General features: G+C 60.7%; 23 protein-coding genes and 2 pseudogenes. 14 read left to right on the forward strand and 11 right to left on the reverse strand.

Translation table 11 applies throughout. From position 1 onward, the window contains the following. Positions 1-152: 152 nt before the first annotated feature. Genes ACFWAY_RS47195 through ACFWAY_RS47205 form a run of 3 tightly spaced genes read right to left on the reverse strand, consistent with a single transcriptional unit; the run spans position 153 to position 2,959 of the window. On the reverse strand, positions 153-1,385 hold the full coding sequence (locus tag ACFWAY_RS47195; RefSeq protein ID WP_378515491.1) for an NAD(P)/FAD-dependent oxidoreductase: 1,233 nt from the start codon (positions 1,383-1,385) through the stop codon (positions 153-155). Between the two features lie 5 nt (positions 1,386-1,390). Beyond that, positions 1,391-1,717 (reverse strand): 2Fe-2S iron-sulfur cluster-binding protein, encoded by a 327-nt coding sequence (locus tag ACFWAY_RS47200; protein WP_378515492.1) that lies wholly within the window; start codon positions 1,715-1,717, stop codon positions 1,391-1,393. A 12-nt stretch (positions 1,718-1,729) separates the two neighbouring features. Further along, the gene (locus tag ACFWAY_RS47205; RefSeq protein WP_378515494.1) at positions 1,730-2,959 is read right to left on the reverse strand and encodes a cytochrome P450; all 1,230 of its coding nucleotides are present in this window, start codon (positions 2,957-2,959) and stop codon (positions 1,730-1,732) included. A 222-nt stretch (positions 2,960-3,181) separates the two neighbouring features. Between ACFWAY_RS47205 and ACFWAY_RS47210 the strand changes: the two genes are divergently transcribed. Together ACFWAY_RS47210 and ACFWAY_RS47215 are read left to right on the forward strand one after the other, a co-directional pair. Then, positions 3,182-4,129: a LysR family transcriptional regulator gene (locus tag ACFWAY_RS47210; protein WP_378515496.1), complete on the forward strand. Its 948-nt coding sequence runs from the start codon at positions 3,182-3,184 to the stop codon at positions 4,127-4,129. A 1,213-nt stretch (positions 4,130-5,342) separates the two neighbouring features. Next, complete coding sequence (locus ACFWAY_RS47215; RefSeq protein ID WP_378515522.1) at positions 5,343-5,633, forward strand: Zn-ribbon domain-containing OB-fold protein; 291 nt, start codon at positions 5,343-5,345, stop codon at positions 5,631-5,633. A gap of 421 nt (positions 5,634-6,054) precedes the next feature. Here the strand turns inward: ACFWAY_RS47215 and ACFWAY_RS47220 are convergent, their stop codons facing one another. Further along, a complete protein-coding gene (locus ACFWAY_RS47220) occupies positions 6,055-7,353 on the reverse strand; it encodes an MFS transporter (protein WP_378515498.1) in 1,299 nt (432 codons plus the stop codon). Between the two features lie 361 nt (positions 7,354-7,714). Next, positions 7,715-8,917 (reverse strand): cytochrome P450, encoded by a 1,203-nt coding sequence (locus tag ACFWAY_RS47225; RefSeq protein WP_378515500.1) that lies wholly within the window; start codon positions 8,915-8,917, stop codon positions 7,715-7,717. Positions 8,918-9,076: 159 nt separating this feature from the next. Between ACFWAY_RS47225 and ACFWAY_RS47230 the strand changes: the two genes are divergently transcribed. Then, the gene (locus ACFWAY_RS47230) at positions 9,077-10,000 is read left to right on the forward strand and encodes a LysR family transcriptional regulator (RefSeq protein ID WP_378515501.1); all 924 of its coding nucleotides are present in this window, start codon (positions 9,077-9,079) and stop codon (positions 9,998-10,000) included. A 610-nt stretch (positions 10,001-10,610) separates the two neighbouring features. Next, positions 10,611-11,423 (forward strand): SDR family NAD(P)-dependent oxidoreductase, encoded by an 813-nt coding sequence (locus tag ACFWAY_RS47235; RefSeq protein WP_378515502.1) that lies wholly within the window; start codon positions 10,611-10,613, stop codon positions 11,421-11,423. A gap of 47 nt (positions 11,424-11,470) precedes the next feature. Here the strand turns inward: ACFWAY_RS47235 and ACFWAY_RS47240 are convergent, their stop codons facing one another. Then, positions 11,471-12,247 carry a response regulator transcription factor gene (locus ACFWAY_RS47240; protein ID WP_378515504.1) on the reverse strand — a complete coding sequence of 259 codons (777 nt, stop codon included), beginning with the start codon at positions 12,245-12,247 and terminating at the stop codon, positions 11,471-11,473. 184 nt (positions 12,248-12,431) lie between these two features. Here ACFWAY_RS47240 and ACFWAY_RS47245 point away from each other — a divergent pair, with 184 nt between their 5' ends. The 9 genes from ACFWAY_RS47245 to ACFWAY_RS47285 all read left to right on the forward strand — a co-directional run bounded on the left by ACFWAY_RS47245 (position 12,432) and on the right by ACFWAY_RS47285 (position 20,097). Beyond that, on the forward strand, positions 12,432-13,460 hold the full coding sequence (locus ACFWAY_RS47245; protein ID WP_378515505.1) for an alcohol dehydrogenase catalytic domain-containing protein: 1,029 nt from the start codon (positions 12,432-12,434) through the stop codon (positions 13,458-13,460). Positions 13,461-13,554: 94 nt separating this feature from the next. Then, a complete protein-coding gene (locus ACFWAY_RS47250) occupies positions 13,555-14,721 on the forward strand; it encodes an LLM class flavin-dependent oxidoreductase (protein WP_378515523.1) in 1,167 nt (388 codons plus the stop codon). A 4-nt stretch (positions 14,722-14,725) separates the two neighbouring features. Continuing rightward, positions 14,726-15,214, forward strand: coding sequence for a flavin reductase family protein (locus tag ACFWAY_RS47255; protein WP_378515507.1), 489 nt, complete (start codon positions 14,726-14,728; stop codon positions 15,212-15,214). Positions 15,215-15,238: 24 nt separating this feature from the next. Beyond that, entirely contained in the window at positions 15,239-15,553 is a 315-nt protein-coding gene (locus ACFWAY_RS47260) for a hypothetical protein (protein WP_378515508.1), read from the forward strand. Positions 15,554-15,605: 52 nt separating this feature from the next. Continuing rightward, positions 15,606-16,823 carry a 3,4-dihydroxy-2-butanone-4-phosphate synthase gene (ribB, locus tag ACFWAY_RS47265; protein WP_378515509.1) on the forward strand — a complete coding sequence of 406 codons (1,218 nt, stop codon included), beginning with the start codon at positions 15,606-15,608 and terminating at the stop codon, positions 16,821-16,823. 922 nt (positions 16,824-17,745) lie between these two features. Then, positions 17,746-18,684, forward strand: a complete 939-nt coding sequence (sigJ, locus tag ACFWAY_RS47270) for an RNA polymerase sigma factor SigJ (RefSeq protein ID WP_378515510.1) — start codon at positions 17,746-17,748, stop codon at positions 18,682-18,684. Then, a complete protein-coding gene (gene sdhC, locus ACFWAY_RS47275) occupies positions 18,671-19,072 on the forward strand; it encodes a succinate dehydrogenase, cytochrome b556 subunit (protein WP_378515512.1) in 402 nt (133 codons plus the stop codon). Before sigJ ends, sdhC begins: the two co-directional genes overlap by 14 nt. A gap of 11 nt (positions 19,073-19,083) precedes the next feature. Beyond that, positions 19,084-19,527 carry a succinate dehydrogenase hydrophobic membrane anchor subunit gene (locus ACFWAY_RS47280; protein WP_378515514.1) on the forward strand — a complete coding sequence of 148 codons (444 nt, stop codon included), beginning with the start codon at positions 19,084-19,086 and terminating at the stop codon, positions 19,525-19,527. 126 nt (positions 19,528-19,653) lie between these two features. Continuing rightward, on the forward strand, positions 19,654-20,097 hold the full coding sequence (locus ACFWAY_RS47285; RefSeq protein ID WP_378515515.1) for a hypothetical protein: 444 nt from the start codon (positions 19,654-19,656) through the stop codon (positions 20,095-20,097). A gap of 537 nt (positions 20,098-20,634) precedes the next feature. Here the strand turns inward: ACFWAY_RS47285 and ACFWAY_RS47290 are convergent. Both ACFWAY_RS47290 and ACFWAY_RS47295 read right to left on the reverse strand, forming a co-directional pair. Beyond that, entirely contained in the window at positions 20,635-21,867 is a 1,233-nt protein-coding gene (locus ACFWAY_RS47290; protein ID WP_378515517.1) for an NAD(P)/FAD-dependent oxidoreductase, read from the reverse strand. Between the two features lie 304 nt (positions 21,868-22,171). Next, positions 22,172-22,432, reverse strand: coding sequence for a hypothetical protein (locus tag ACFWAY_RS47295; RefSeq protein ID WP_378515518.1), 261 nt, complete (start codon positions 22,430-22,432; stop codon positions 22,172-22,174). Positions 22,433-22,544: 112 nt separating this feature from the next. On the opposite strand from ACFWAY_RS47295, the gene ACFWAY_RS47300 reads away from it, so the two are divergent. Then, positions 22,545-23,915 (forward strand): MFS transporter, encoded by a 1,371-nt coding sequence (locus ACFWAY_RS47300; RefSeq protein ID WP_378515519.1) that lies wholly within the window; start codon positions 22,545-22,547, stop codon positions 23,913-23,915. A 100-nt stretch (positions 23,916-24,015) separates the two neighbouring features. Here the strand turns inward: ACFWAY_RS47300 and ACFWAY_RS47305 are convergent. The 3 genes and pseudogenes from ACFWAY_RS47305 to ACFWAY_RS47315 form a co-directional block, all read right to left on the reverse strand. Then, positions 24,016-24,171: pseudogene (locus ACFWAY_RS47305) on the reverse strand (metal-dependent hydrolase); the annotation flags it as partial. Between the two features lie 22 nt (positions 24,172-24,193). Further along, positions 24,194-24,403: a hypothetical protein gene (locus ACFWAY_RS47310; protein ID WP_378515520.1), complete on the reverse strand. Its 210-nt coding sequence runs from the start codon at positions 24,401-24,403 to the stop codon at positions 24,194-24,196. A 273-nt stretch (positions 24,404-24,676) separates the two neighbouring features. Beyond that, positions 24,677-24,970, reverse strand: a pseudogene (locus tag ACFWAY_RS47315) (IS630 family transposase); the annotation flags it as partial.

The raw sequence follows: 24,970 nt of genomic DNA on the forward strand, positions 1-24,970 counted from the left end.
GAATCTGACCCTTGAGAAGTCTTATTCTTCCACTACGACAGGGCATTTCGCTTTTATGACACTCTCACGCGCTCATACCAATCGGTGCTTCCAGGCTAAGTGACATGGGAGGAGCGCGGGTACAAACGCGGCGTGGTTAGTTCGGTGGGGGGTTAGGTCACTGGTAGCCGTTTCACGAGGCGGCGGAGGTCGAAGTTCTCGATCGCGATGTCTTCGAGGGTGAGTCGCAAGGGTGAGGCGAGGATCTTCCGTGCCGCTATGTGCACGGCGGGGCTGTTGAGCGATTCGACGCACGTTAACGCGCCATTGCGGAAGCGGAAAACGGAGAACTTCCCATTCGGTGGGTCGCCATGGACAACGGAGTCATCTAGTTTGCCGGCGATGCCGGCGATCTGGAGTTTATGGGGCCCCTGGTGACTCCAGAACCAGGGGACCTGGTGATATTCGGTGGGTGTGCCGCTCAGTGTTCGGGCCAGTGCTCGGGCGTGATCGACGGCGTTCTGGACTGATTCGAGCCGTGTCGGTGCTCCGGCGTGGGTGCAGGGGAAGTGGGCGCAGTCGCCGATGGCCCAGATGTGCTCGTCGCTCGTGCGTAGGTAGGGATCGACCGCAATCCCGTTGCGAGTTGAAAGTTCTGCCGCTGTGGCTAGTTCGGTATTCGGCTCGACTCCGATTCCGATCACGACTATGTCGGCCGGGTAGCGTTCGCCGCTCTGGCCTATTGCGGCGCACACGCGGAAGTTGTCGCCCTCGAGTGCGTTGATCGCTTCGCCGAAGACGAGGCGGATCCCGGCGGATGCGTGAGCGTATGCGAAGTGTTGGGACATTTCCTCGGATAGGACACGCGCCATGGGACGCTGCCCATGCTCGATCACGGTGACGGCGATTCCGCGGGTACGGGCTGCGGTGGCGAATTCGAGTCCGATGAACCCGGCACCGATGACCACTGCGGTGCGCGCGGTGGTGAGGGCGGTATGCAGCAGCGACGCCTCGGAGGCGGTGCGAAGGTAGTGGACCCCGTCAAGCTGTGCTCCCGGAACGGGGAGGCTTCGATTGCGGGCTCCGATCGCGAGTACGAGGTCCGAGTAGCTCAACGTTTCCTGGTTGGCCAGTTGCACTGCGCATGCGGAGCGGTCGATGCGGACGATCGGATTCGATTCGATCAGCGTGATGTCGTTGTCGGCGAAGAACTTGCGTGCTTTGAGTGGAAGTGTCTGCGGGGATCCGCCAGCGGTGAGGAAGTCTTTGGATAGCGGTGGTCGCTGGTAGGGCAGCCCGTTTTCGTTGTTGACCAGCGTGATGGGTGCGGTGAATCCCTCGCCACGGAGCGAGTCCGCTAGCTGTACTCCGGCATGGCCTGCACCGGCGATGACGATGTGTTTCACGACGCTCAGACCTGGCTTTCAGGGATGTCGACTTCGATCTCAGCTTGGCTGTCGGTTACCTCGATCTGGCAGCCCAGGCGGGAGCGGGTGTCGTGACGTGGGGTGGCGGTGCAGTCGAGCATTTCGTCCTCGTCCTCACTGATCGGAGGCAGGGAGTCGAGGTACGGCTCGCGCAGGTGTACGTGGCAGGTGGCGCACATCGCTTGGCCGCCGCATTCGCCGATGATGCCGTGGATACCGTTCGTGACCGCCGCGCGCATCAATGAGGTACCCGTATCGACGTCGACGGTGTCGGTGTGTCCGTTGGTGTGGTGGAAGGTGATCTTGGCCATCGAAGGTGCCTTTCAGTTTTCCCAGGTAACGGGTAGCTTGGTCAGTCCACGGAATACCCATCCATCCCATCTTGTTTCGCGTCGGTCGTCGACGCGCAGGGTTGGGAATCGCTCGAAGAGCATCGGGACCGCGATCTGGCCGATAGAGGTTTTGGCGGCCCAGTGGCCGGCACACAGGTGTACGCCGCTGCCGAAGGCGAGGTGGGGTTGTTTGGGTCGGCATATGTCGAACGCGGAGGGGTCTCCATCGAAGTGATGTTCGTCGCGGTTGGCGGAGGCGACGACCACCCCGAGGGGTGCTCCGGCGGGCAGCGCGACGCCTCCGAGGACTACCGGGCGGGTAGTCTCGCGCGGGTACATGCCGATCGGGGAGAGCCAGCGGGCGGATTCGTCGAAAACCGCCGGCCACAGCGCGGAGTCGGCGAGAACACGCCGTTGCTGGTCGGGATGTCGGTCAAGCGCCCACACCATATTCGTCACCAGGTGCTGAGGCTCGTTCATGCCGCCGGTGATGGCTAGTTTCACGTTCGCGGCCACCGCCTTCCGCGGTAGCCCGCTGGCAACCAGGGCTGAGGTGATCGAATTGTTCGGGTTGCCTGCATAGAAGGGAATGAGCTCGTCGAGCAGCTCGTCTACGTCGGTGCGTGCGTCGTCTGCGGCGGCCCAGATGTCGGCATCGTCGAGAAGGTTGCCGGTGCCGGCGATGAACGCGTGGGACCAGCGGCGCATCCGCTCGGGCTCGACACCGGGCAACCCGAGGAGATCAATCAGATTCTGGGAAGCCACCGGCGCGGCATAGTCACGGTTGAGTTCGGCCGCCTTGGGACCGGCATCGGCGAGGGCATCGAGGTACGTGCGGGCATTGCGTTCGAAGATCGGCGCCCACACCTGCGTGATCGCCTTCGGTCGCAGCGTCGGATTGACGCTTGTGCGCTCGACGGCGTGCTCGGGGTCGTCCTTGCGGAGCATCGGGTTCTCACCGAGCGCACGGATCATCGTCGCGCCGCTGCCTCTGACCTGAGCCGTGTACGTTTCTTGATCCAGCTCGATCGCATGGCATTCGGCATAACTGGTGACCAGATATTTGTTCAGAGTTGGTACCCAGGAGATCGGTGACTCCCGGCGCAGTCGCGCATAGGTGGCGTATGGATCCGCGGCCAAGTTGCCCGGTACGACCCATTCTGCTGTCGGTGCCGGTGGTACCCCCGCTTCGGACGCCTGCTGTGCTGTGTCGATCGACAAGCGCGATCCGGTTACTATTGCACCCAAAGGGGTTTCGTGCGCAGAGACGAGCGGACACGCTTCTAGGCCCGAGGCGTGCGAGGGGGTGGATAGGCTGGTCATCATTCGACTCCCGAGAATTGTGTAACTGGCATCACCGCGGTGATGTTGTCATTCCACATCACTGAGAAGCGCTAGTAAACTGCATAAAATAGTCAATATTCCGCGGACGGATCGAAGAACATGTCGTCTTTCACGCTCAGGCAGTTGGAGCTCTTCTCGGCCTTGCCTGAGTACCGCACTCTCAGCGCGGCCGCGTCCGCACTGCACATCTCGGAGTCGGCGCTCTCACACGCGGTGTCTGAACTCGAAAGGGCGGTCGTAGAACAACTCTGCGTACGCCACAAAGCGAAGGGCCTGCAGCTGACTCCAGCCGGCCAGTTCGTCGCTACCCGCGCCCGTATCCTGGTAACTGACGCAAACGAGCTGGTCAGCCAGCTCGCGGCCGAGTGGGGAGTGATGTCAGGTCCAATGACGATCGGTTGCTATACCGGCTTCGCGAGTACGATGATGCCACCGGTCCTTGACGGGTTCGCCCGCGCACACCCCAAGGTAAAGATCGGCGTGAATATCGGAACCGACGATGAACTCTGGCCGGCACTCTTGGCGGGTCTGCTCGACGTGGCGATCGTCTACGACATGTACGTCCCCGACGGGATGAATCGGCGCCCGGTCTACGAGACGGAGGTACTCGCCGTGCTGCCGGAGGATCACCCGTTGGCAGGACAACCTGCTATTGACCTCGCGGACCTCGCACCAGAACCTCTGATAATGCTCGACACCGCACCGAGCGCTGGAAACACCCGCAGAGTCTTTGACGAACGCGGCCTCGAACCGAACCTGCACCTACAAGTTCCCAATCTGGAATTGGTGCGGGTGCTCGTCGCCCGAGGGCTCGGATACCGCCTGTTGATGCGGCTTCCTTACTACTCGGTGACGACCCTCGAAGGTAGAAGAGTAGTTATGAAGCCACTGAATCCGCAGGCGGGGCGAACATCGGTGGTGGCCGTGTGGCCCGACCAGATGGACCTCAGCCGCCGCGCCGACGCTTTGGTGAACCACCTTGCCGCCGGTCTGGGCAATCGGAACGCTGCCAGGTCGAAGCCAGCGCGACAGAAGGTTCACAGATAGGCGACGGAGGGCGAGCCCAACGAAAGGTCGGCCGGTGCGGTCGCAGCAGGTCCTTGATGTTGCGCGATGACATCGCGTTCACGCAAACGTGGGCTACAGCGGCCGGTCATCGTCGCCAGCTTCTCGCCGACCGTGCTGCGTCCGTCAGTCGGTGCGAGACAACTTCCTCAGCGGTGTCAACGGCCGTCGCTGAACATGCACCCGTCCAAGCGGGCGTGTGAACTCCCGTGGTCTGTCTCCAAGGCCGCTGCGCCGCAACGCGCCGATCACGGGAAAGGCAAGAGGATTGGCACGGACACACTATGTGATGTGCGTCACGTTCACTTTCCTGTTGCGCAACCTATCGAATCGCCAGGTCAGGTGGGTACGCTGACCGGGAATCCACGACAACTGATCAAAAGTACTCGTCAACACAACGGCAGTCACCTCACTTCGGCTTGTCGATGGGATTCGAAGTACGCTCTCGGGCGCGGGACCTCATGCAATTAGCCCTAGGCTGAGCGGCTCTGAATGGCCGCACAGAGTTGTCCAGCGTCGTCGCTCGCGACAAAAGAACAACAACCTGTTCGCGCCAATCCGTTTCTGAACCAACCGCATTCGGTCACCAATGCATGCGCGATACTCGCTTTCTCGGCAGACTAGCGCGATCACCCCGGATCGGGCTCGACCAGGGTAATCACGATGTACCACCGATCAACTCAGCACCCGAAAGGGTATCTCCACAGCGCCGCTTCGCATCCTGGCCGATTGCTCGCGCTTCCGCCGACGAACCATCGACCGCCCGCGATTCGCTGGCGGCATGTCATTACCGACGATCGATACGTCACCTATCGCGTCGCCGGCGCGGGTCCTACGACAACCTTCCTGCACGGTTGGGGATCTACGCCCCGTAGCTATTATCGCGCGTTGTCCCGTTTGGCTCACAACGGCGTGAGCGTGTGCGCGGGCGAAACGACCGAATCATCCCAGGGGCGAGTTATCTTTCACTTCGCAATGCTCTCGGTGGGCCCCCGGTATTCACTGTGGCGGGCACACCTGACTGGCTCCTCGAGGACCCGTACTGCTTCGGCTTCGCGATGAGAACAGTGCTCAATGCATCTAGCGGGCGGATGGCGCAGTGACTCCGCAAACCGCGGTCCGGAAGCATGCAGAAGTTCGATCGGACCTCCTGATTCTGGTCTGCAGGCAATGTGGGACGTTACTCGCACCGTTGATGGCGGCATGCTCTCAATGCGGCAGCTCTCAACTCGAATCCATCGCGTCTTCTGGAACAGGGGCGATCATCTCGTCGAGAGTGGTACATCGTGAAGTCGACGGCTGCCATGGAGAACTCGTCCCAGTGACGATAGCTATCGTTGCTCTCGATGACGGGCCGTGGGTGTACTCGTTCGTCACCGGGACCTTGTCAGGATGTGCGTCTGAGTCCGTACGAGTGAGGTTTGTTCCCAACGTCGCTGTGGACCGACTACCCGTTTTCGAGCTGTGTTCAGATCACTGTCTCTGAGTGGAATCCCCGATGTGTCCTTATGTGACGGTCGTTGGAGTCCGCGATCAACGAGGTGTTCCGAGCTTCGCCCGTGACATGGAACTCCGCCATCCTGACCATCACTTCCGTGTCCTGGGCGGCGCGACCGAACTCTTCCAGGCGTGCAACTATGTTCAACCCCCAGGTGGTATCTCGGCGCGGTGATAGCTGTCTCCGACGCGTCGAGGCCATGGAAGTGCTGCCCTCGCTCTCGGCGCCATCCCCTCGCGTGAACGGCAAGGGGATGGCGCCGATCGTGATCCGAGCGACGATCGCAGGCCGTGGTGCACGGTGCACGGTGCACTCGCAATATGGAGCTCGCACGCTGGCCCTTTGTCGATGGCGTCGTCACCAACGCGAACCCCATTGGCTCATCTGGCTGGCCTTAGATGCCACCGCATCACCTGGCGGCGTGAACCTTCCGCGTGATCGCGACGAGGCAGAGCAGGCTGAGCAGTGTCACCGCGGTGAGGTACAGGCTGATCGGTGCCGACGAACCCCAGTTCGCGTACAGCGCGGCGGCCGCTGTCGGGGCGAGCCCGCCGCCGAGAACCGATCCGATCTGATAGCCGAGCGACGCGCCGCTGTACCGGACCTCGGCGCTGAAGAGTTCGGTGAACAGCGCGGCGATCGGCCCGTAGACGATGCCCATGAACACGGCCGTGCCGAGAAGGGCGAGCATCATCACCGCGGGGTTCCCGACGTCGATCAGCGGGAACAGTGCGGCCGCCCAGGCGGTCAGCCCCACCGAGCCCGTGACGAGGAGTCGGCGCCGGCCGTACCGGTCCGACAGCATCGACGCGACGGGGATGACGATCAGCCACGCGAACGAGGCGACCAGCGTGAAGACGAGCACGAGCGTCTTGCTCATGCCCAGGACCTTCGTCGAATAGGACAGCAGGTACGCCATGAAGATGTATCCGACGGTGTTGATGCCGATGAACGCGCCCGCGGCCAGCAGCACTTCGCGCAGGTTCTCCCGCAGGACGGTGACGATCGGCAGTCGTTGATCGCGGTGTGTGCTCTTGACCTTCTCGAAGTCGGGGCTCTCGGTGATGGTGAACCGGATGACGAGCCCCATCAGCCCCATCAGCGCACTGGCCAGGAACGGGACCCGCCAACCCCAGGACAGGAACGCGTCCTCGCTGAGGCTCGTCGACACCCCGAGGAACACGAGATTGGCCAGGATCAAGCCGCCGGGCACACCCATCTGCGGGAAACCCCCGTAGAAGCCCTTCCTGTTGGCGGGGGCGTGCTCCACCGCCATCAGCACCGCGCCACCCCATTCCCCGCCGACCCCGATCCCCTGGACGAAACGCAGGGTGACCAGCAGAATCGGCGCCCAGACGCCGATGGCGGCGTACGTGGGCAGCAGTCCGATGCCGACGGTCGCGCCGCCCATCAGCATCAGGGACAGGACGAGCATGGACTTGCGGCCGATGCGGTCACCGAAGTGGCCCATCACCACGCCGCCGATCGGCCGTGCGATGAAGCCGACGGAGAATGTCGCGAACGCGGCCAGCGTTCCCGCGACGGAGGAGAAGGACGGGAAGAACAACGGGCCGAACACGATTGCCGCGGCCATGCCGTAGATGAAGTAGTCGTACCACTCGATGGCGGTCCCGATGAGGCTGGCGCCGGCCACCTTCAGCGGCCGGATGGTCGCCCGGGGTGTCACGGAGATCTGTGTGGAGGTCATGTCGATTTCCTTCGAGGATGCCGGGACAGCAAACGTGCTGCCCCGGCCGGGGTGATGACGGGTGCCTACCGAACTGCCGAGCCCACTAGTTCGACGTCAACTCGCTGGACTTGTTCGCATCGACCGACTGTTCGTGTCACGATGCCCCGTACTTTCGTGGTTGTCTGGTCGCAGAGTGGAATCCGCGTATCCCGTTTTCCACCTCCAGCCCAGCCGATTCCGCAAGTTCGACTCGCGGAACGAAGTCGATGCCTACCAAGACGAGCACTACTTCGAGTCGTCGTCGTGTGGCCTACCAGGACCCCAGTAGTGCCCGCCCTCAGTAGCGTTGTCGGATAGCTCCGCTTTACGTGACGTCCTGTCAATCCCAGAGAACTGGCAGGTTGGTCATACCGCGGAACACCCACCCCGCAGCTGTGGCTGCCTGCGTCGGGTCGATGCGGAGGTTGGGCAGTTCAGCGAAGAGTTGCGGTAGCGCGATGTCGGCTACCGCAACCCGCGCTACCCAAGCTCCTGCACAGAAATGGTTGCCGCCGCCGAACGCGAGGTGGGGCTTCTTGTCGCGATTGATGTCAAAGTCATCAGGCTCCGTGAAGATCGCCGGATCGCGGTTGGCCGCTCCAACGACAACCCCGAGCCGAGCACCCTTGGGGAGGGAAATGCCCTCGAGGACGGTGTCGCATGTTGTTTCGCGCGGGTACATTCCGATCGGCGCCACCCATCGGACCGCTTCGTCGAAGACCGTGCCGTACATCCTCGGGTCCGCAAGTACCTGTGCGAGTTGGGCAGGCCGCGACAGCAACGCCCAGACCGCGACTCCGAGCACATCACGAGGTTCGTTCAGCCCACCGCCGATGGTCATCTTCATATTGGCGCGGATGGCATCCATTGGGATCGGCATGTCCGCCATCTTGGAAAGCAAACTAGCGTCCGGGTTCTTCCGCAGGTAAGGGAGAATCTCGTCGATCGCGTCGTCGACTTCCTTGAACGACTGGTCGGATAGAGCCCAGACGTCAGGGTCGTCGGCATAGTTTCCGGTACCGTCCATCATCGTCTGTGACCAGCGTTGCATGTCTTCCTGGGTCGCATTGTAGAAACCCATGACCTCACGTAGGTTCTCGGCGGCGTATGGAGCCGCGAACTCCCGAATGAGGTCGGAGCCCTGCCCTGCCTCCCTGAGGTGGTGCAAGTACGTTTCGCAATTCTTTGCGAAGATGGCGTTCCACGTCTCCTTGATCGCGCGAGGCCGGAGTACGCCGCCGTATGAGCGGCGATCGGTGTCGTGCTCAGGATCGTCCTTCCGCAGCATGGAGTGGCCCATAGCACGCTTCATCAACGAGTGGGTTTCGTCCGCGGAGTAAACATCTTGATCATTCTCAATGAGATGGCAGGCGCTGTAGCCGGTCACCATGTACCTGTTCACTGCGGGAACCCAGTGGATCGGTGACTCCTCCCGCATCCTTCGATAGATCGGGAACGGATCCTTGTGCAGGTCCGGAATTGTCACCCAAGCGGCCTCGGGAGCAGTATGCGTGCGGTGCAGTCGTTGAGAGGTCGCTGACATCGAAAGCCTCCTTTTGTTTGGGCGCCACGTCTGCGTGTTGCAGGGGCAATGAGATACGGCAAGTATGACCAGCGCCACATGTGCAAGTAAAGTTCAGAGATACTCGGAATATGCACTACTAGTTGGAGATACGCTATGCCTGACTTCACACTTCGCCAGATGGGTTACTTCAAGGCCGTCGCGGAAGCGGGATCGATCTCCGCGGCTGCGACCCTGCTCCACGTATCTCCCACAGCACTCTCGGCCGCAATCACCGAATTGGAGCGAATCTTGGGAAGCCAGCTTTTGATTCGCCGCAAGGCTCATGGTGTGAGCCTGACTCCTACTGGAACCTTCGTGTACAACCGAGCTGCCGAGCTACTTGACCTCGCCGATGAGATGCAACTGAGTGCGGCCAGTGGTGGAGCAAGCCTCAAAGGACCATTGGTCATTGGGTGTTACTTCTCGCTCGCGCCGAGAATTCTGCCGGCTCTCCTCGAAGGATTTGGTGCGATTCACCCCGACGTCGACATCGTCTTTGCCGAGTCGAGTCAGGATGAGGTCCAACGTCGGCTGATGTCTGGGGAACTCGACATCGCGATTGTCTACGATGTGGATCTCGGCGCCGGACTGCTCTCCGCGGAGCTCTATGACACATACGGTCAGGTCCTACTGCCCGCTGCACATCGCCTCGCTGATAGAGAGGCGGTCACTCTCGCAGAGCTCGAGGACGACCCCTTGGTCCTTCTTGATTCAACACCAAGCAGTCAGTACACCCTTTCGCTCTTTCGCGACGCCTCAGTCGATCCGACTATTCGGTACCGAGTAGCCGACTATGAACTAGCACGGTCGCTCGTTGGACGAAATATGGGGTATTCGATCATCGTCCAGGTTCCGGCCGCCAGAGTGTCAGTGGAAGGTCGAACGTTCCTGGTCAAACCAATCACGCCGGCAGTGCGTCCGGTTTCGGTGAAAATCGTGTGGCCACGGGGAGTACGACTCAGCGATCGCGCGAAGGCGATGATTGATTTTGCGGTTTCCGTGTACAAACCAGATGACCTCGGTGGCGGTATCACCACGGTCGGCGACAGCCGCTCGACGTGAGTGGCCGGAAGCGAGTCTCGGTTGCGTCCGCGACTCGTGTTAGCGCAGTGCAAGAATGGAATCAGACTCCCGGTCACCGCAATAGAAGTGCCCCGTGAACCACCGAACCTGTGCTTCCGCATCGGGGATGGCTGCAGGCCGTTGGAGATGTGTCCACGAGAACGTGAGCAGAGGCTGCGATTCGCAGCGGATGTGCGCCTGCCGATGGCGAGCCCTCGCCGGTACTGCGTCTCGCGCAATATCAGTTGCTGTACTTGTCTCCGTACCCGTTGCAGGGCAGGCGCATCCAGTCTTGCCACGTTCAGGTGTGTCGTGACGATGGTGTGGGCAGCTGTTGGTGTGCTTGAGGCATCGAACCATCGACCTCAGCGTGCATGGATTCGGGCCCGTTCGGCGGGTGGATCATCCCGTTGGCGGCAGCGGATGTGCCGTCTGCGCGAGATTGTCCACTTTAGTGCACTTAAGTGTCGACGGTCTGGTGGCTACATTTGTCAGTGACACAGATAACAGTGGCCGGCTGGCGCAGAACAGGTTCCGCTCATTGCAACGCGGTTCCCTGATGCTGTCGTGCACGGTCGGCAATTCCGCAAACGCACACCAAAGGAGACAGATGAGTCTGGCAGGGAACGTCGCCGTCGTTACTGGGGGAGCGGCCGGCATCGGCCATGCGATCGTTGAGGCACTCCTCGAACATGGCGCCTCAGTGGTGATCTTCGACCTCAACGGAGTCGCGGCCGCCGAAGCTGCGGCCTCATTGTTGAAGCAGTACGAGGGCAGAGTGGCGTCGTGTGCGGGTAGCGTGACGTCCACCTCTGATCTGGACGCTGCCTTCGATTCTGCCGAAGATCAATTCGGACCGGTCGATATCCTCATCAACAACGCCGGCTTCTCAACAATCGCTCCGTTGATGGATCTGACCGAAGAGGATTGGACAAGGGTAATGAGCGTACTGACTACAGGCCCCTTCCTCGGCACGAAGATATTGGCAAATCGCGCAACGAAGCATGGAATTTCCGCCAATGTTGTAAATACATCTTCACTGAACTACAAGGCTGCGACCAACGGGTTGGCCCACTACTGCACGGCAAAGGCGGGAGTAAGTCAGTTTACGAAGGTCGCCGCGTCGGAACTCGGGCAGTATGGAATCCGCGTCAACGCGGTGGCTCCCGGCCTTATTCGGACAAACCTCACGGAGTCGGCCGGTTTGACGACCGGACTGAGTGGGCAACGATTCTTGGATCGGACCCCTTTGGGGCGGGTGGGTGAACCTCGTGACGTTGCGAAGGTCGTCGCCTTCTTGGTCTCGTCAGATGCCGGCTGGATCACAGGGCAGACGATCTCAGTAGATGGCGGAAACGAAATTCGGGGCCTTCACAGCTACTGGGACACCGCATTGGAGCAGGCGGCCATCGCAGGCGCCTGACCGAGACGCGCCGCTGCGACGCAGGAGCAGCCAGTGTTCGCGATCGTCTACCTTTGATCGTTGGAAAATTCCTCCTCGAGTACGAGTTTCACCAACTCGGAACGGTTACGGACGGGAAGCACCGAGAAGATTCTGCTTGCGTACTTCTTAACCGTGTCGGGGCTCAATGTCAGGATCGCGGCTATTTCGTCGTTGGTATTCCCATCCGCAATCAACTTGACCACTTCAATCTGGCGGGCCGTCAATCCTTCTTTCCACGAACGCAATCTGGAGGTCGGAAGTGTCCGCGCGAGAAGTGAGATTTGACGAGCCAGTAGCCCTAAGGCGTATATCTGTTGCGTGTCACGTATCTGATCTTCCGAGTCAAAAAGTCCGACTAAAGCATGTGTGTTGTTCGATAGATCTAGATGCATCAATGACGCGCTTTGGAGGTGGTTTCGGTAGAGAAATTCTCGGAGGTATTCCGAAGGTCCAGTATCAAGATGTGTAAGTTGGTTCGAGTTAATCGCCGGGTGGCGCCTTAAAAGCGCTCGCGATTGTGGAGTGGCGAAAATATCCTTTGTATACCACCGCTCCTTGTACTCATCGAGCGCAGCACCTCGGGTGCGACCGGTCGTCACCGGCATCGGGTCGGTGAACGCGGAGCTAAACGTGTGCCCGGTCCAGAAAGTTGTGTTGGGACAGTGGTAGTGCTGATGCAAAGACTCCATCAACTGAACTTTGAACAAATCGAGTGTCGCAGCGCGAGAGCATGAGTCGAGTATCGCGAAGATGCGCTCGTATTCAGAACTGGGTAGCGCCATTGGTCGACGGGGCGAAGGCATGGTCGAACTCCTGATGGTCGTGACGCGAACCACTCTGCACCCCCGCCGGCGCCCTGGCAAGCGTAGCGGCGGGTCGATCAGGCGCAGCCTTCACGCACTGCGCGACGAGACAAGGTTCGAATCTGCAAGAAATGCGGTACTCAGACCGACTTGTTCGGGGAACTACGATCGGAAGGGCAATTAAATGCGTGCATGGATCTATCACGGCAATCAGGATGTCAGGTTACAGGATGTGCCGGAACCGGTTCCCGGACCGGGAGAAGTCAGGGTACGAATTGCCTATAACGGCATTTGCGGCTCCGACTTGCACGAGATATTCAATGGTCCAATGTTTATCCCGCTCGAGACCGCACACCCGACGACCGGTCATCATGGACCGATCGTCCTCGGGCACGAGGCATCAGGAATCGTGGACGCGGTAGGCCCGGGCGACATCGGTATCGAGGTCGGCCAACGTGTCGCTATCGAACCGGTCTTTCGAGTGTCTGGCGACGATGCGCACTACAACCTGGACGCAGCCTTCTACGGTCTCTCGGCGAATGGATTCTTGGCAGACTGCGCCGTCGTGCCTCGACGGGCTGTCCATGTGTTGCCCGATGAAGTGAGTCTGATGGACGGCGCACTATCGGAGCCGATCTCGGTCGCGTGGCGTGCCGTCGAGCGGGCCGATCTCAGCGTCGACGACAGTGTGGTTGTCTTTGGTGGAGGCCCGATTGGTATTGCCGCTGCGTTGAGTCTCCGCGCGAAGGGGATCAACAGGGTCGCCGTCGTGGAACCGGCACAGCGGCGGAGGATCGTCGTGAGTGACATGGGCTTTGAAACACTCGATCCTTCGGTTACCTCCTTTCATGAGAACCTGGCATCCTTCGTCGGATCAGGAGTTCAGGCCTGTATCAATGCCGCCGGCGTTGCGCCGGTGATGAAGCAAGCAATTGATGTCCTCGCCCCAGGGGGCAAGCTGATGGTGGTGGCAACGCATGTGGAACCTGTGTCAATCGACCTGAACCAACTACTGATGGCAGAGAAGACCATCCTCACCTCCATCGGATACCGTGACGACTTCCCGAGCGTGATCGAACAGCAGGCTCGAGGTGCATTCCCGACGAGCAGCTGGGTCGAAACCGTGCAATTCGACGCTCTCGTAGAGACGGGACTGACTCGGTTGAGGGCCGGCGAGGCGATCAAGACGCTCATCGAGGTCAATGGCGGATAGCCCGCACCAGGAGCACGCGCTGTCGGACATCGTGGCCACGGCGCACCAGAAATTAATCAGAATTCAAGAGAAAACCCAAGAATGGGAGACCATCATGCATAAACTCCGCTTCGGCTACTTCATCGCCCCTGTCCACGCGCCGGGTCGGAACCCCGCGGCAGCCCTCGAACGCGACCTGCAGTTCGTGGAACACCTGGACATGCTGGGATACGACGAAGCTTGGTTCGGCGAGCACCACTCTGCCGGGAGCGAAATCATCGCATCTCCGGAGATCATGATCGCTGCGGCGGCACAACGCGCACAGCGCATTCGCTTCGGAACCGGTGTGACATCATTGTCGTACCACAATCCGCTATGGGCGGCCGATCGAATCATGCAGCTCGATCACCTCACGCGGGGCAGGACCATCTTTGGAGTGGGACCCGGTTCCCTTCCAACCGACTCCGCGATGATCGGTCTGAATCCGACAGACACTCGCGAACTGCTCCAGGACAACCTGGACATCGTGGTTCGCCTGCTCCGCGGCGAGACCATATCCGCAAAGACGCGGACACACGAACTGTTCGATGCGAAGCTTCAACTTGCTCCGTTCTCTTCCGACGGAATCGACATCAGTGTGGCGGCGGTCGCCTCTCCCACAGGCGCTCGGCTTGCCGGCAGTTACGGACTTGGGCTGCTTTCGATCGGCGCAACTCTGTCGGCGGACGGCTTCAACGCTCTTGCCCACCATTGGGATGTCATGGAAGAACGCGCAGAGGCGAATTCGGTAACCGTTGATCGGCGCAACTGGAGCCTGTGCTCGCCGTTCCATATCGCCGAAACGGAAGAGGAAGCCCACCGCCAGGTCGCGCACGGCATCAAGCACTGGTTCGAGTACTTCCAGCACGTCGCCGCCTTCCCCCAGATGGCCGTGAATGGCAGCGAGGTGGAGGAGATGATCGACTTCATCAACCAGTCGGGTATCGGCGTTATCGGCACTCCGGAACAGGCGCGCGACCAGATTCAACGGCTGTGGGACCAGTCCGGTGGGTTCGGAAGCTTGTTGCAGTTGGGCCATGACTGGGCGAACCCCCAAGACTCCAAGAGGTCCGCGGAACTGTTCGCCCAGGAAGTCTTTCCGCACTTCCAGGGGCAGTATCAGTCTACGATCGATGCGGCCGAGCGTGCACGGGCAGTTCGCACAGGCCACGCGGAGGCTCAGCTCGAGGCCATCGACCATATGAGTCGGAAGTACGCCCAGGAATTGGCTGACAAGGCGTGATCTCATGACAAGTCGAACAGTCGATCCGCTCGAAGTCGCCTTCCGCGATGCGATGGCCAACGTGTGCACTCCGGTCGCAGTTATCACAAGCCTCGATGGCGAGCGTCCCCACGGGACAACAGTCAGCGCCTTCATGTCACTGTCAATGACGCCGCCAATGATCCTGATTGCCCTTGACAATCGTTCTGACCTACTCGAACTCGTCCGTTCGACAGGACTGTTCGCGGTCAACGTGTTGAACTCCAGACAGGGAAGCCTCGCTATGTCTTTCGCAAAGAAGGGGCGAGACAAGTTCGACGGAGTTCAGTGGAGCCGAATCCAGGAGTTGCCAAGGATCCGTGGGTGTCCCGTTTGGATTGCGTGCACCACTGAAGCGTTTCTGCCTGGAGGCGATCACACAATAGTCACAGGATCGGTCGCGGTGGTGGAAACACTCGACAAGAGTCCGTTGACCTATCACAATCGCATTTTCGGCACCCATGCGACATCCTAATATTGTATGAGAAGGGAGCATTCGATGTTCATCGAACTTTCGTCAGAGTGCGTTGCCCTACGAGATATCGATGACTTCTCTCGTTTCCATGTCGAAGTACCAGCTGATATGACGTTGGACGGAATCGACTCCGCACTGAGAGCGGCAAACCTCGGGCGAGTCAACGAAGCCGGCACGGCGATCAAGATCAGTGAACTTCGAGCTCGCGTCGGCGAAGGCAGAGAGCCGCAGTGCACAGCATTCGACGAGATGATCGCCTACGCGACGGACAAGGGCTGGGTATCGAGTGACGGTGGCGATCTCAGCGCCCACATCATCAGGAATGAACCGAAGAAGTAGCTGGCCCGAACGCAATGGCATTGCTCGGAAGACTGAAAGCCCGTGAAATAAAATGAAATTCGATATAGTAGACCACGCGGTTCAAGCTATCGCGTGTGGGCAGATGGTGGTGGTCCTCGACCATCAGGATCGCGAGAATGAGGCTGACCTGATTATGGCAGCTGAATTTGCCGATACCGATGCCATTGCGTTTTACCTAGAGCACACTTCGGGCTTTCTCTGTACAGCAATAACGGAGGAGAGAGCGCACCTCCTCCGTCTCCCGATGATGGTCGAGAACAACAGCGAAAGTCAGCGAACCGCATTTCTCGACAGCGTAGATGCCCTCAGCGGCATCACCACTGGCATCAGCGCTGCGGACCGTGCTACCACCATCCGCCTGCTGGCAGACCCATTGGCAGTCGCCGAGGACCTCGCTCGTCCCGGGCATGTTATGCCGCTGCAAGCGCGCAACGGCGGCGTCCTGGCCCGTGCCGGGCATACCGAGTCAGGTGTCGACCTATGTCAGCTCGCCGGTGTACGGCCGGCCGCACTCATCTGCGAACTCACGACAGCGGATCGGAGGGAGATGCTGTGTGGTAACGATGCTATTGCATTCGCGCGGAAGCACGATCTGACTGTCATCACGATCGCCGACCTCATTGACGCTCGCAAGCGAGGAGACTCAACATTGATGTGCAGTGGAAAGGCCAGTGTCCCAACATTATATGGAACATTTACCGCAGTGGCCTACCGTGCAAAGAATAATGTGGAACACCTTGCATTTGTGCTCGGCGATGTCAACGGTGGTGGCGCGGTTCCGGTGCGGGTCCACAGTGAGTGTATGACCGGTGATCTCTTTGGGTCACTTCGGTGCGACTGTGGAGATCAACTGAACGCGTCGCTGAAAGTCATTCAGCGCCATGGTTGCGGGGCGGTTATTTATATGAGCGGGCACGAGGGAAGGGGGATTGGGCTCGGTAGAAAACTGCAGGCATACCGAATGCAAGAAGAGCAGCAACTCGATACTGTCGACGCCAACATTGCGATCGGCTGCCCCGTGGACGACCGAGACTATACCTCCGCCGCATCCATCATCGCAGACCTCGGAATTAAATCGGTCGCACTGATGACCAACAACCCGGACAAATCCGAACAACTGGCTGCTCTCGGAGTGGCGATCGCATCGCTTATCCCACTGCAGACGCGGCCGACAACCGCCAACATCTCCTACCTCACAACCAAGCGGGATCGGATGCGACACATTCTCGACCTACCCACGTCAATCTAAGTGGCGCGCTTCGCAACGGCGGGAGTGCAGTTGGTCAATGCAAGCTATTGCGAGGTTCGAAAACCGTTGGTGTGCAGGTTCACATTCTGAGTACGACTCTGTGGAGTGTGTATTGCAACGCACGGCGAGAGGGACCTGCCCGGACGTAGCTACCCCGTCGGCGAGTCGGCGGGTGATCGGCTTCGCATGTGAACTTGCCGGGATGGAGGCGTAGATCACGCTGAGCGGCCGATCTCGTCAGGCGCGCACCGGGCAGACGAACCCGCAACCCCATCCGTGAGATGCAGATATGCCAACTCGCTCCCCCGAAGACTGCCCAGACGACCCCGCGGAGTACCTATGGATAGCTATGAGCAGGCGTTGCTCGACTTCGCTCTCCGCTGGAGCGGATACGGTGACGGAGACGATCTCATTTTCACTGAGTTCGGGATACCTCCCGCAACATTCTACGGACGTGTGTTGAGTTTGGTAGAGAAGCGGTTCGCGACCCTACTCGACACACCCACCAGAGAGCACCTCCGGCGACACTGCGTTGCCAAGTTGTCCTCCCCTCCGATGAGGGCATGACGTGCGGGGCGCTCGCCGGTGGATGGGCGCCCGTGGGGCCACGTTGCGCCGGGTCTGGTGTGAACTGACGCGCGTCATTCGCTCCTTGGTCGCCCAGGCCTGATCGCGTTCGTGCGACGGGGATGCTCGCAGAGCGTTCCGGGTTCTCGCCACCGCCCGCGCAGTAGGGCGGAGCTGTGAGCACGCACTCTGATCACAATGGCTAAGCCTGCCACGAACCCGATCGACCTCGACGAGACCACCCCGCTGACTAGCGAAGGAAGACTCTGGTCACTTGTAACTCGGGTCTCACTGTGCTGGCTTTTGTCACATCCGGCGAAGCTGCAACGTCTTCTCTATAGCGAACGATTTCTGCGTGAAGGGACTACAGAATCCGATGTCGATTCCAGACGAAACACCGATCAAGACGGAGGAGCGATTGGCGCGTGAGTTCAGCGCTGCCCGCGCTCGCCTGATACGGATTGCATATGCAGTGCTCGGTACCCAGGCCGAGGCGGAGGACGTGGTCTCCGATTGCTGGTTCCGGTTGGTAAAAGCGAACGCACAGTCTCCGATTGATGATGTGGGAGCCTGGACAGCGGTGGCGGTCGCACGCCGAGCACTCGACGCGCTGCGTGCAGCCCAGGTGCGGCGCGAAACCTACGTCGGACCGTGGCTACCGGAACCGACCTTGTACGACGCCGACCTAACCCAAGACGATCCGGCAGACCGCGTCACGTTGGATGAGACAGTGAGCTTTGCACTGCTCGTCGTCATGGAAACCCTCAGTCCGGCGCAGCGAACCGCGTGGGTCCTTCACGACTTGTTCGCGATGCCGTTCGACGACGTCGCGGCAGTCGTCGGTCGTACCCCCGCGGCCGTGCGACAGCTCGCGGCCAGAGCCCGCAAACACGTCGCGGCCGGCATCCCGCGAGTAGATGTCGACAGGTCCTCACACCTTGCGGTGGTCGATGCCTTCAACAATGCCATGACAAGCGGAGACATCGACGCGCTGTTGGCCATCCTGGATCCGCGTGTCGTGCTGACCAGTGATGGAGGGGGCCAGGTCACAGCGGCCCGCCGCCCAGTTGCCGGAGCAGGCAAGGTAGCGAGATTCGTTGTCGGTCTCGGCCGCAAGCTGGCGCAGGAGCTGGAGGTCAGAATCATGGCGATCAACGGCGCGCCAGGCATAGTCATGCTGCGATCTGGCCAACTGAACGCCGTGGTGTCGTTGTCTGTGGTCGAATCGACCATTTCACGTGTCGACATCCTTGTTTCCCCGACAAAGCTCGGCCATCTCCATGTCGACAGGTAAGGCTCCCGCGGTGACTCGTCCTGGCCCTGTCCGCAGCACCTTCTACCGTGGTGGATTGTCGATGTGGGCCTGGGTTGCCCAGCGTGTGAGCGGCATGGTGATCTACGTGTTTCTCCTCGTGCACGTTGCCGACAACCTCACCCTGAGAGTTTCACCTGAGGCCTACGACGATGTAATCGGTACCTACAAGACGCTCATTATGGGACTTGGCGAGGTCGGCCTCGTTGCCGCGATCCTCGGTCACGGTCTCAACGGGATTCGGATCGTCCTGTTGGACTTCTGGTCGAAGGGCATCGGTAGGTCGAAGCTGATGCTGTGGATTGTCGTGGTGCTCTGGACGCTGGCCTTGGTCCCGTTCGTTGTGCGCCATCTGAGTCACTACATCTGAGGGGAAAGCAATTGTCTGTCCCGGTAACCACGCAAGACCTGGCACCGCACGCGAGCACCGGTGGGAACTTTGAGAAGTACGCCTGGATTTTCATGCGACTGTCCGGTGTGGCGCTCTTGGTGTTGGTCATCGTCCACGTCTACGTCAACCTGGTGGCGGGCGACGGCGTTCACAAGGTTGACTTCGCATTCGTCGCCGGAAAGTGGGCAAGCCCGTTCTGGCAGCTGTGGGACTTCGCGATCTTGTGGCTCGCAGTCCTACATGGCACCAACGGTGTCCGCGTCATCATCGCCGACTACTCCAGCCGGGCGGTCGTCAGATTCTGGCTGACGATGCTCATCTGTTCGGCAGCGGTGTTGATGCTGATCGCCGGCACGTTCACGATCTTCACCTTTGACCCGTGCCCGGCCGGGTCTACGTCCGGACATCTGCCGAGCTTCTGCCCGGCACCGTGATTCGACGATCGAGAGGTCTCGATAAATGAGTGTTGGAACATTTTTCGAAATTGTTCTGGTCTTCGCTGCATTGTTCATGGTGTGGTTCGTGGGCTTCGTCGTTTGGGCCCTGCGGAAGGACAATCGATGAACAGCAAGCTCCTGTCCCTCGTTGCTGCAGTTGTATCGCTGCTCGGTGTTGTGGCGCTGGTTGCTCCGATCGTGGGCCAGATCTTGACAGGTACGGTGGCAGGAATCGTGCTCGGTCTTTCTCTTGCTGTGATTGGGGCGGTCGCCGCGATTTTGATCGTCAACCAGATACGCTTTGGAATGTCCGCTGACTTCGTGTTGAGGAAGCTGGTCGCGGAGGGAGACGATCGAGGCTACCCGGATCTTCCCCGCCGCCCTTCGGGCCGAGTGTTACCCGAGGCCGCCATGATGTACGTGGAGAAGTGCCGCGCCGAGGTAGACACTGATCCTACGGATTGGCGGCTGTGGTTCCTTCTCGCCGGTAGCTTTGAGATTGCGCACGATCGGCGAAATTCGGTTCGGGCTCTGGCAAGAGCCAAGGCACTACTTGCATCAGGGTAGCGATTTTCCCAGTACTCGCTGCCTTCCAGCTGTGACCGGCTGCCAGTGGATGATGGGTACCGCGTGCGCACGGCCCGCGTAGGTCGGCGTTGGCAGGATGGACTACCTGGGCTGACTGGTGGTTTGTCCCTTCGAGCTCGCACGATCGTCGCAATACCGACGATTCATCATGCCGAATTCCCGGCGGTACATCGTGCCGGCGTGTTCGAGTCGACGCGCATACGGGGTGGGTTCTGCAGACACTCTTATGTGCGCAGCACTTCGAGACCGTGGCCGGGCCCGTACTGCGTCTTCACATCGAGACGCCGATTGCGTCCGTCCGTTCCATTCGCACACCTCCTTCAAGAGAGTGTTGCGACCCACTACTCGAGCCCGCCCGCCATGGTGTGTTCAGAATTCATGGGTGTCGACACGTACATGTGTCGTATCTCCCGAGCACCTCTCGCATTTCCGAGTTTTCTGTTGTGCGGCATGGTCGTCGGACGCAGGGAACACCACCGCCGGTCAAGCTGGCGGTGGTGTTCTCGAAGTGTCGGGTCAACTCACGGAGAGACTTTCGGGCGGTGTGTATTCCGGGAGCGAGCCGTTCGGACCCGCCATTGCAAACAGAGCTTCGCGGTCATCCACTGGTGGGTAGATCCATTCGGTGTTGATCGTGGTCTTGAGGTGATGACCGGCGGCGCCGGTCATCAGGACGGTTCTGTCCCATCCGGAAGTCACCACTGCTCCGGCAGGCCCCAAGGCCAGGCATGTCCGGTATTCGTCCGGGGCAAACGGGACGAGGGGTTCGCCGAGCAGGTCGGCAGCAACATTGTGGCCCGCGAACTTGCCTAGCGGCATAGCGTGCTGGCAACTCTGCATCACCGTGCGACCTTCGGTTGCGCTGGCAGCAGATGTGTCGCCGGCGGCGTAGACATCGGACGTGCCGGTTACGCGAAGGAATTCGTCGACACTCAGCCTTCCGATCCAATCGCGTTCGGCGGGGATGAACTTTGTGAGCGGGCTTGCCGCCATCCCGGCGGTCCAGACCACGGTGGCTGCAGCAATCTTCGAACGGTCGGAAAGGGTGACGCCCTCTGCGTTTACGCTTTCCACGCTGACGTTCAGACGGGTTTCGATTTCAAGGTCGGACAATGCCGCGATGATCGCCGGACGGGGGCCTTCACCCAGCTCTGGCCCTACCTCGTCTTCCCGCTCGACAAGGATTACGCGGACGGTCGCGCGGCTGTCTGCGATCTCTCTTAGACGTCGGGTCAACTCCGTTGCAATCTCGAGGCCCGTGAAGCCGGCCCCGACGACGACGACGGTGTACTGCCCTGCGCTCGTGTTTCGTTCGGGCAGCCGATGCAAATGCGAGTCAAGTCGTGCAGCTCCAGCGAGGGTATCGACATCGAACATGTGTCCCGCGCCGGGTACCTTCGGCTGGACAACTTGACTACCGGAGGCGAGTACCAGTCGGTCGTAGGAGATGTCGGAGCTGCGCCCGTCTCTGCTCACTGCCGTAGCTGTCTTGGCTACGGTGTCGATACCGGTCACAGTTGCAGTGAGTCGCTGGACGCCGATCGGGCCGAGGACTTGGTCGAGTGGGACGCGCATTGTGTGGGGTGCGGACTCGTAGAGGCGGGGGCGGATGACTAGGTCATCCCCGGCGTTGACGACCGTAATGCTCAGGTCAGCGTCGGTGGCACCACATTCGCGACGCAGCTTGGCTGCGCTCGCCGCGCTCCACACTCCCGCGAACCCGCCTCCAACAATCAAGATGTGTGACATGAATCAACCTCTCATTGAGTTGTTTTGATGTCGCCTTGCGCCGATCGGCGCCCGGCGGTCGATCTGTCGATCGTGTGATCGCTTCTCGCTGTTCGGTCGTGGCTGATTGCACGTGGCACAGTCGTGTACCATGTCCAGGTTCTCCCAGACCTTGGAGATCAGTCCATCGAGCGCTTCGAGCCAGCGACTGTCATCGTTCTCTCAGCGTGCAAGCTCGAGGGCTCGCCGCCCGTGCGGAATCGCACAGCGTCGATGTTTCGTCGATGATCGACTTACCCTTCGAATGGAATTGTTGTCCATGCCGTTATGACGTTCCAGCACCGGGGAATGTGACATTTCGGCGGCGGTCGCGCCGATCCCTGAGCGACGTGATGGGGATGATGACGATTCCAAGTGCGGCGACGAGGAGATTCAGCGAGGTCAGCGCGATGGCCTCAAAGGTGGTGGTGCCTGCGAGGTGATGTAGGTGATAGTAGAAGTGCGGAATGGCGAACACTGAGAATGCCAGTGCCGTGGGACGACGAACACTGTGCGTGGCTTGATCATCGCGCTCGGCTGAGGTCATCTGGCTGATCCTTCCGGTGCGCTGTTTGCGTGGTGACGAACCGGGGAGCGAATTGACACCGCCCCTGGGCGACTCGCCCAGGTGGGGGAGGTCGATCCGCTATCGTCGACGGATGAGCGATGACGCGACTCCGTCCGGTCCGACCCGCGCTCCGACGAGCACCCGGCGGGCGGTGCTCAACACGATGAAGGGCTCGGCAGGAAACCTCGTCGAGTGGTACGACGTGTACGTCTACACGGTCTTCGCCACGTATTTCGAGGCGCACTTCTTCGACGAGAACGACGCCAACTCCACGCTGTACATCTATGCGATCTTCGCGGTCACTTTCGTCATGCGACCGGTGGGGTCCTGGTTCTTCGGCCGGTTCGCCGACCGTCGTGGCCGCAAGGCGGCCCTGATGCTCAGCATCACCATCATGTCATCGTGCTCATTCGTGGTGGCGGTCATGCCGACACGCGAAGTCATCGGGTATTGGGCGGCGGTGATTTTGGTCCTCGCTCGGCTTGTACAGGGATTCGCCACGGGTGGGGAGTACGGCACCTCGGCGACGTACATGTCCGAAGCGGCGACCGCGAATCGGCGCGGCTTCTTGTCGTCTTTCCAGTACGTGACCCTCGTGGGCGGTCACGTACTCGCGCAGTTCACGCTTCTGATCGCGCTCAGCGTTCTCGATGTCGATGCGTTGAACGAGTGGGGATGGCGGATTGGCTTCTTCATCGGCGGCATCGCCGCCCTGGTCGTGCTGTGGATTCGGCGTTCGATGGACGAGTCGCTCAGCGAGTCGCATCTGAAGGCGATCCGTGCGGGTGAGGACCGTGGGGCGGGGTCCTTGACGGCGTTGTTCACCGAACACTGGCGTCCGCTGCTGCTGGTGTTCCTCATTACCGCGGGTGGCACGGTCGCGTTCTACACCTACAGTGTCAACGCGCCGGCGATAGTGAAGTCCACCTTCGGGGCCGACCGGGCGCTGACGGCAACGTGGATCAACCTGCTGGCGCTGATCTTGCTGTTGCTGCTGCAGCCGGTCGGCGGCATCATCAGTGACCGCGTCGGACGCAAGCCGCTGCTGATCTTCTTCGGTGTGGGTGGTGTCCTCTACACCTATGTCCTGCTCACCTTCCTTCCGCGAACCACCTCGCCGCTATCGGCGTTCGCGCTGGTCGCGGTCGGCTACATCATCCTCACCGGGTACACCTCGATCAACGCGATCGTGAAGGCGGAGCTGTTTCCCGCCGACATCCGTGCCTTGGGTGTGGGACTGGGCTATGCGCTCGCGAACTCAATCTTCGGCGGTACGGCGCCGGTGCTTTTCCAGGCATCGAAGTCGGCCGGTCACGTCGGCTGGTTCATCTCCTACGTGACGGTCGTGATCGGAGTCAGCTTGCTGGTCTACATTTTCGGACTGAAGAACAAGGCGGTCACGGTGCTCGATCGCGAGCAGGGGAGCGCCTGGGGTGCGCCCGTGGCTTCGGGTCCCCGCTGAGTTGATCCCCGCGGCCAGGGTTCCGGGGGTTCGGTGCCGGCACCCCTGGCCGGCGGTGACCGGATAACTGCCCGAACGGACCACCCGGAAAGCGGACGACCGCGACCGTCGACTGTGGGTGGTCGCGATCGGACAGCAGCGCCGATCCCGCGCAGACACCGGCGCACGCGAACGTCTCGGCGGTCGACGACGGGCCGCCCCATTCGACCGGAAGAGAAGCGGCTGCGGCCGATCCGACCGCGGCACAGGACATCATCGCGTGCGTCGGCCCGGCCCCATCACCATGCCGCCGCCTCCATCGTCAGCGGGGCGAGGCTTTCGACCGCAGGTCCGCCGTCCGGCTGCGACGTCAATCCGCCATCGATCAAGCCGAGCAGCGCGGGGATCCACTGGTACGTGAGGTCAGCGACCATGTTCACCACGACCCCGAACACGGTCCCGATCACCAAGACAAAGAACGCAACTCGCAAGACGATCCCATCACGCACGCGATCCTTCCGCGGCGGGGCCATCAAGCGATCCACAGCCATCCCTCGGCAACCGAAACGCGCTGCATACGCGGAGAAAATGTCGAGCCATCACGGCCCCTTCAGGTCGAGTCGCGCCAAGCTACGAATCTGCTTCTCCACCCCGGCGAATTCCCGAACGATCCGGCAGGTGCAGCACGCAGTCCACTGCCCGTCTACCGGCCTGGAGTGCATCGACCGAGGTCGACATTCCCGTGAGTTGGGACGGACCGGCGACCAGTTTTGCGCCACCGCCTAGTGTCCTGAGTCGTTGTTCAGTTGATTAATCCGCGTGCAGTAGTTGGCGAGGTTGTCCAGGATTTCGTCTGCGGTTTTGGTCCACACGAAGGGTTTTGGATCGTCGTTCCATGCGTCGATCCAGGCTTGGACGTCGGTCTCGAGTTCTTTCACGCTGCGGTGGGTGGATCGGCGGAGTTTGCGGTTGGTCAGCTCGCCGAACCAGCGTTCGACGAGGTTCAACCAGGAACCGCTGGTCGGGGTGAAATGCAGATGGAACCGCGGGTGGGCGGCCAGCCAGGTCTTGATCGC

The organism is Rhodococcus sp. NPDC059968 (assembly GCF_042738615.1).
In the GTDB taxonomy this organism is placed as follows: domain Bacteria; phylum Actinomycetota; class Actinomycetes; order Mycobacteriales; family Mycobacteriaceae; genus Rhodococcus_F.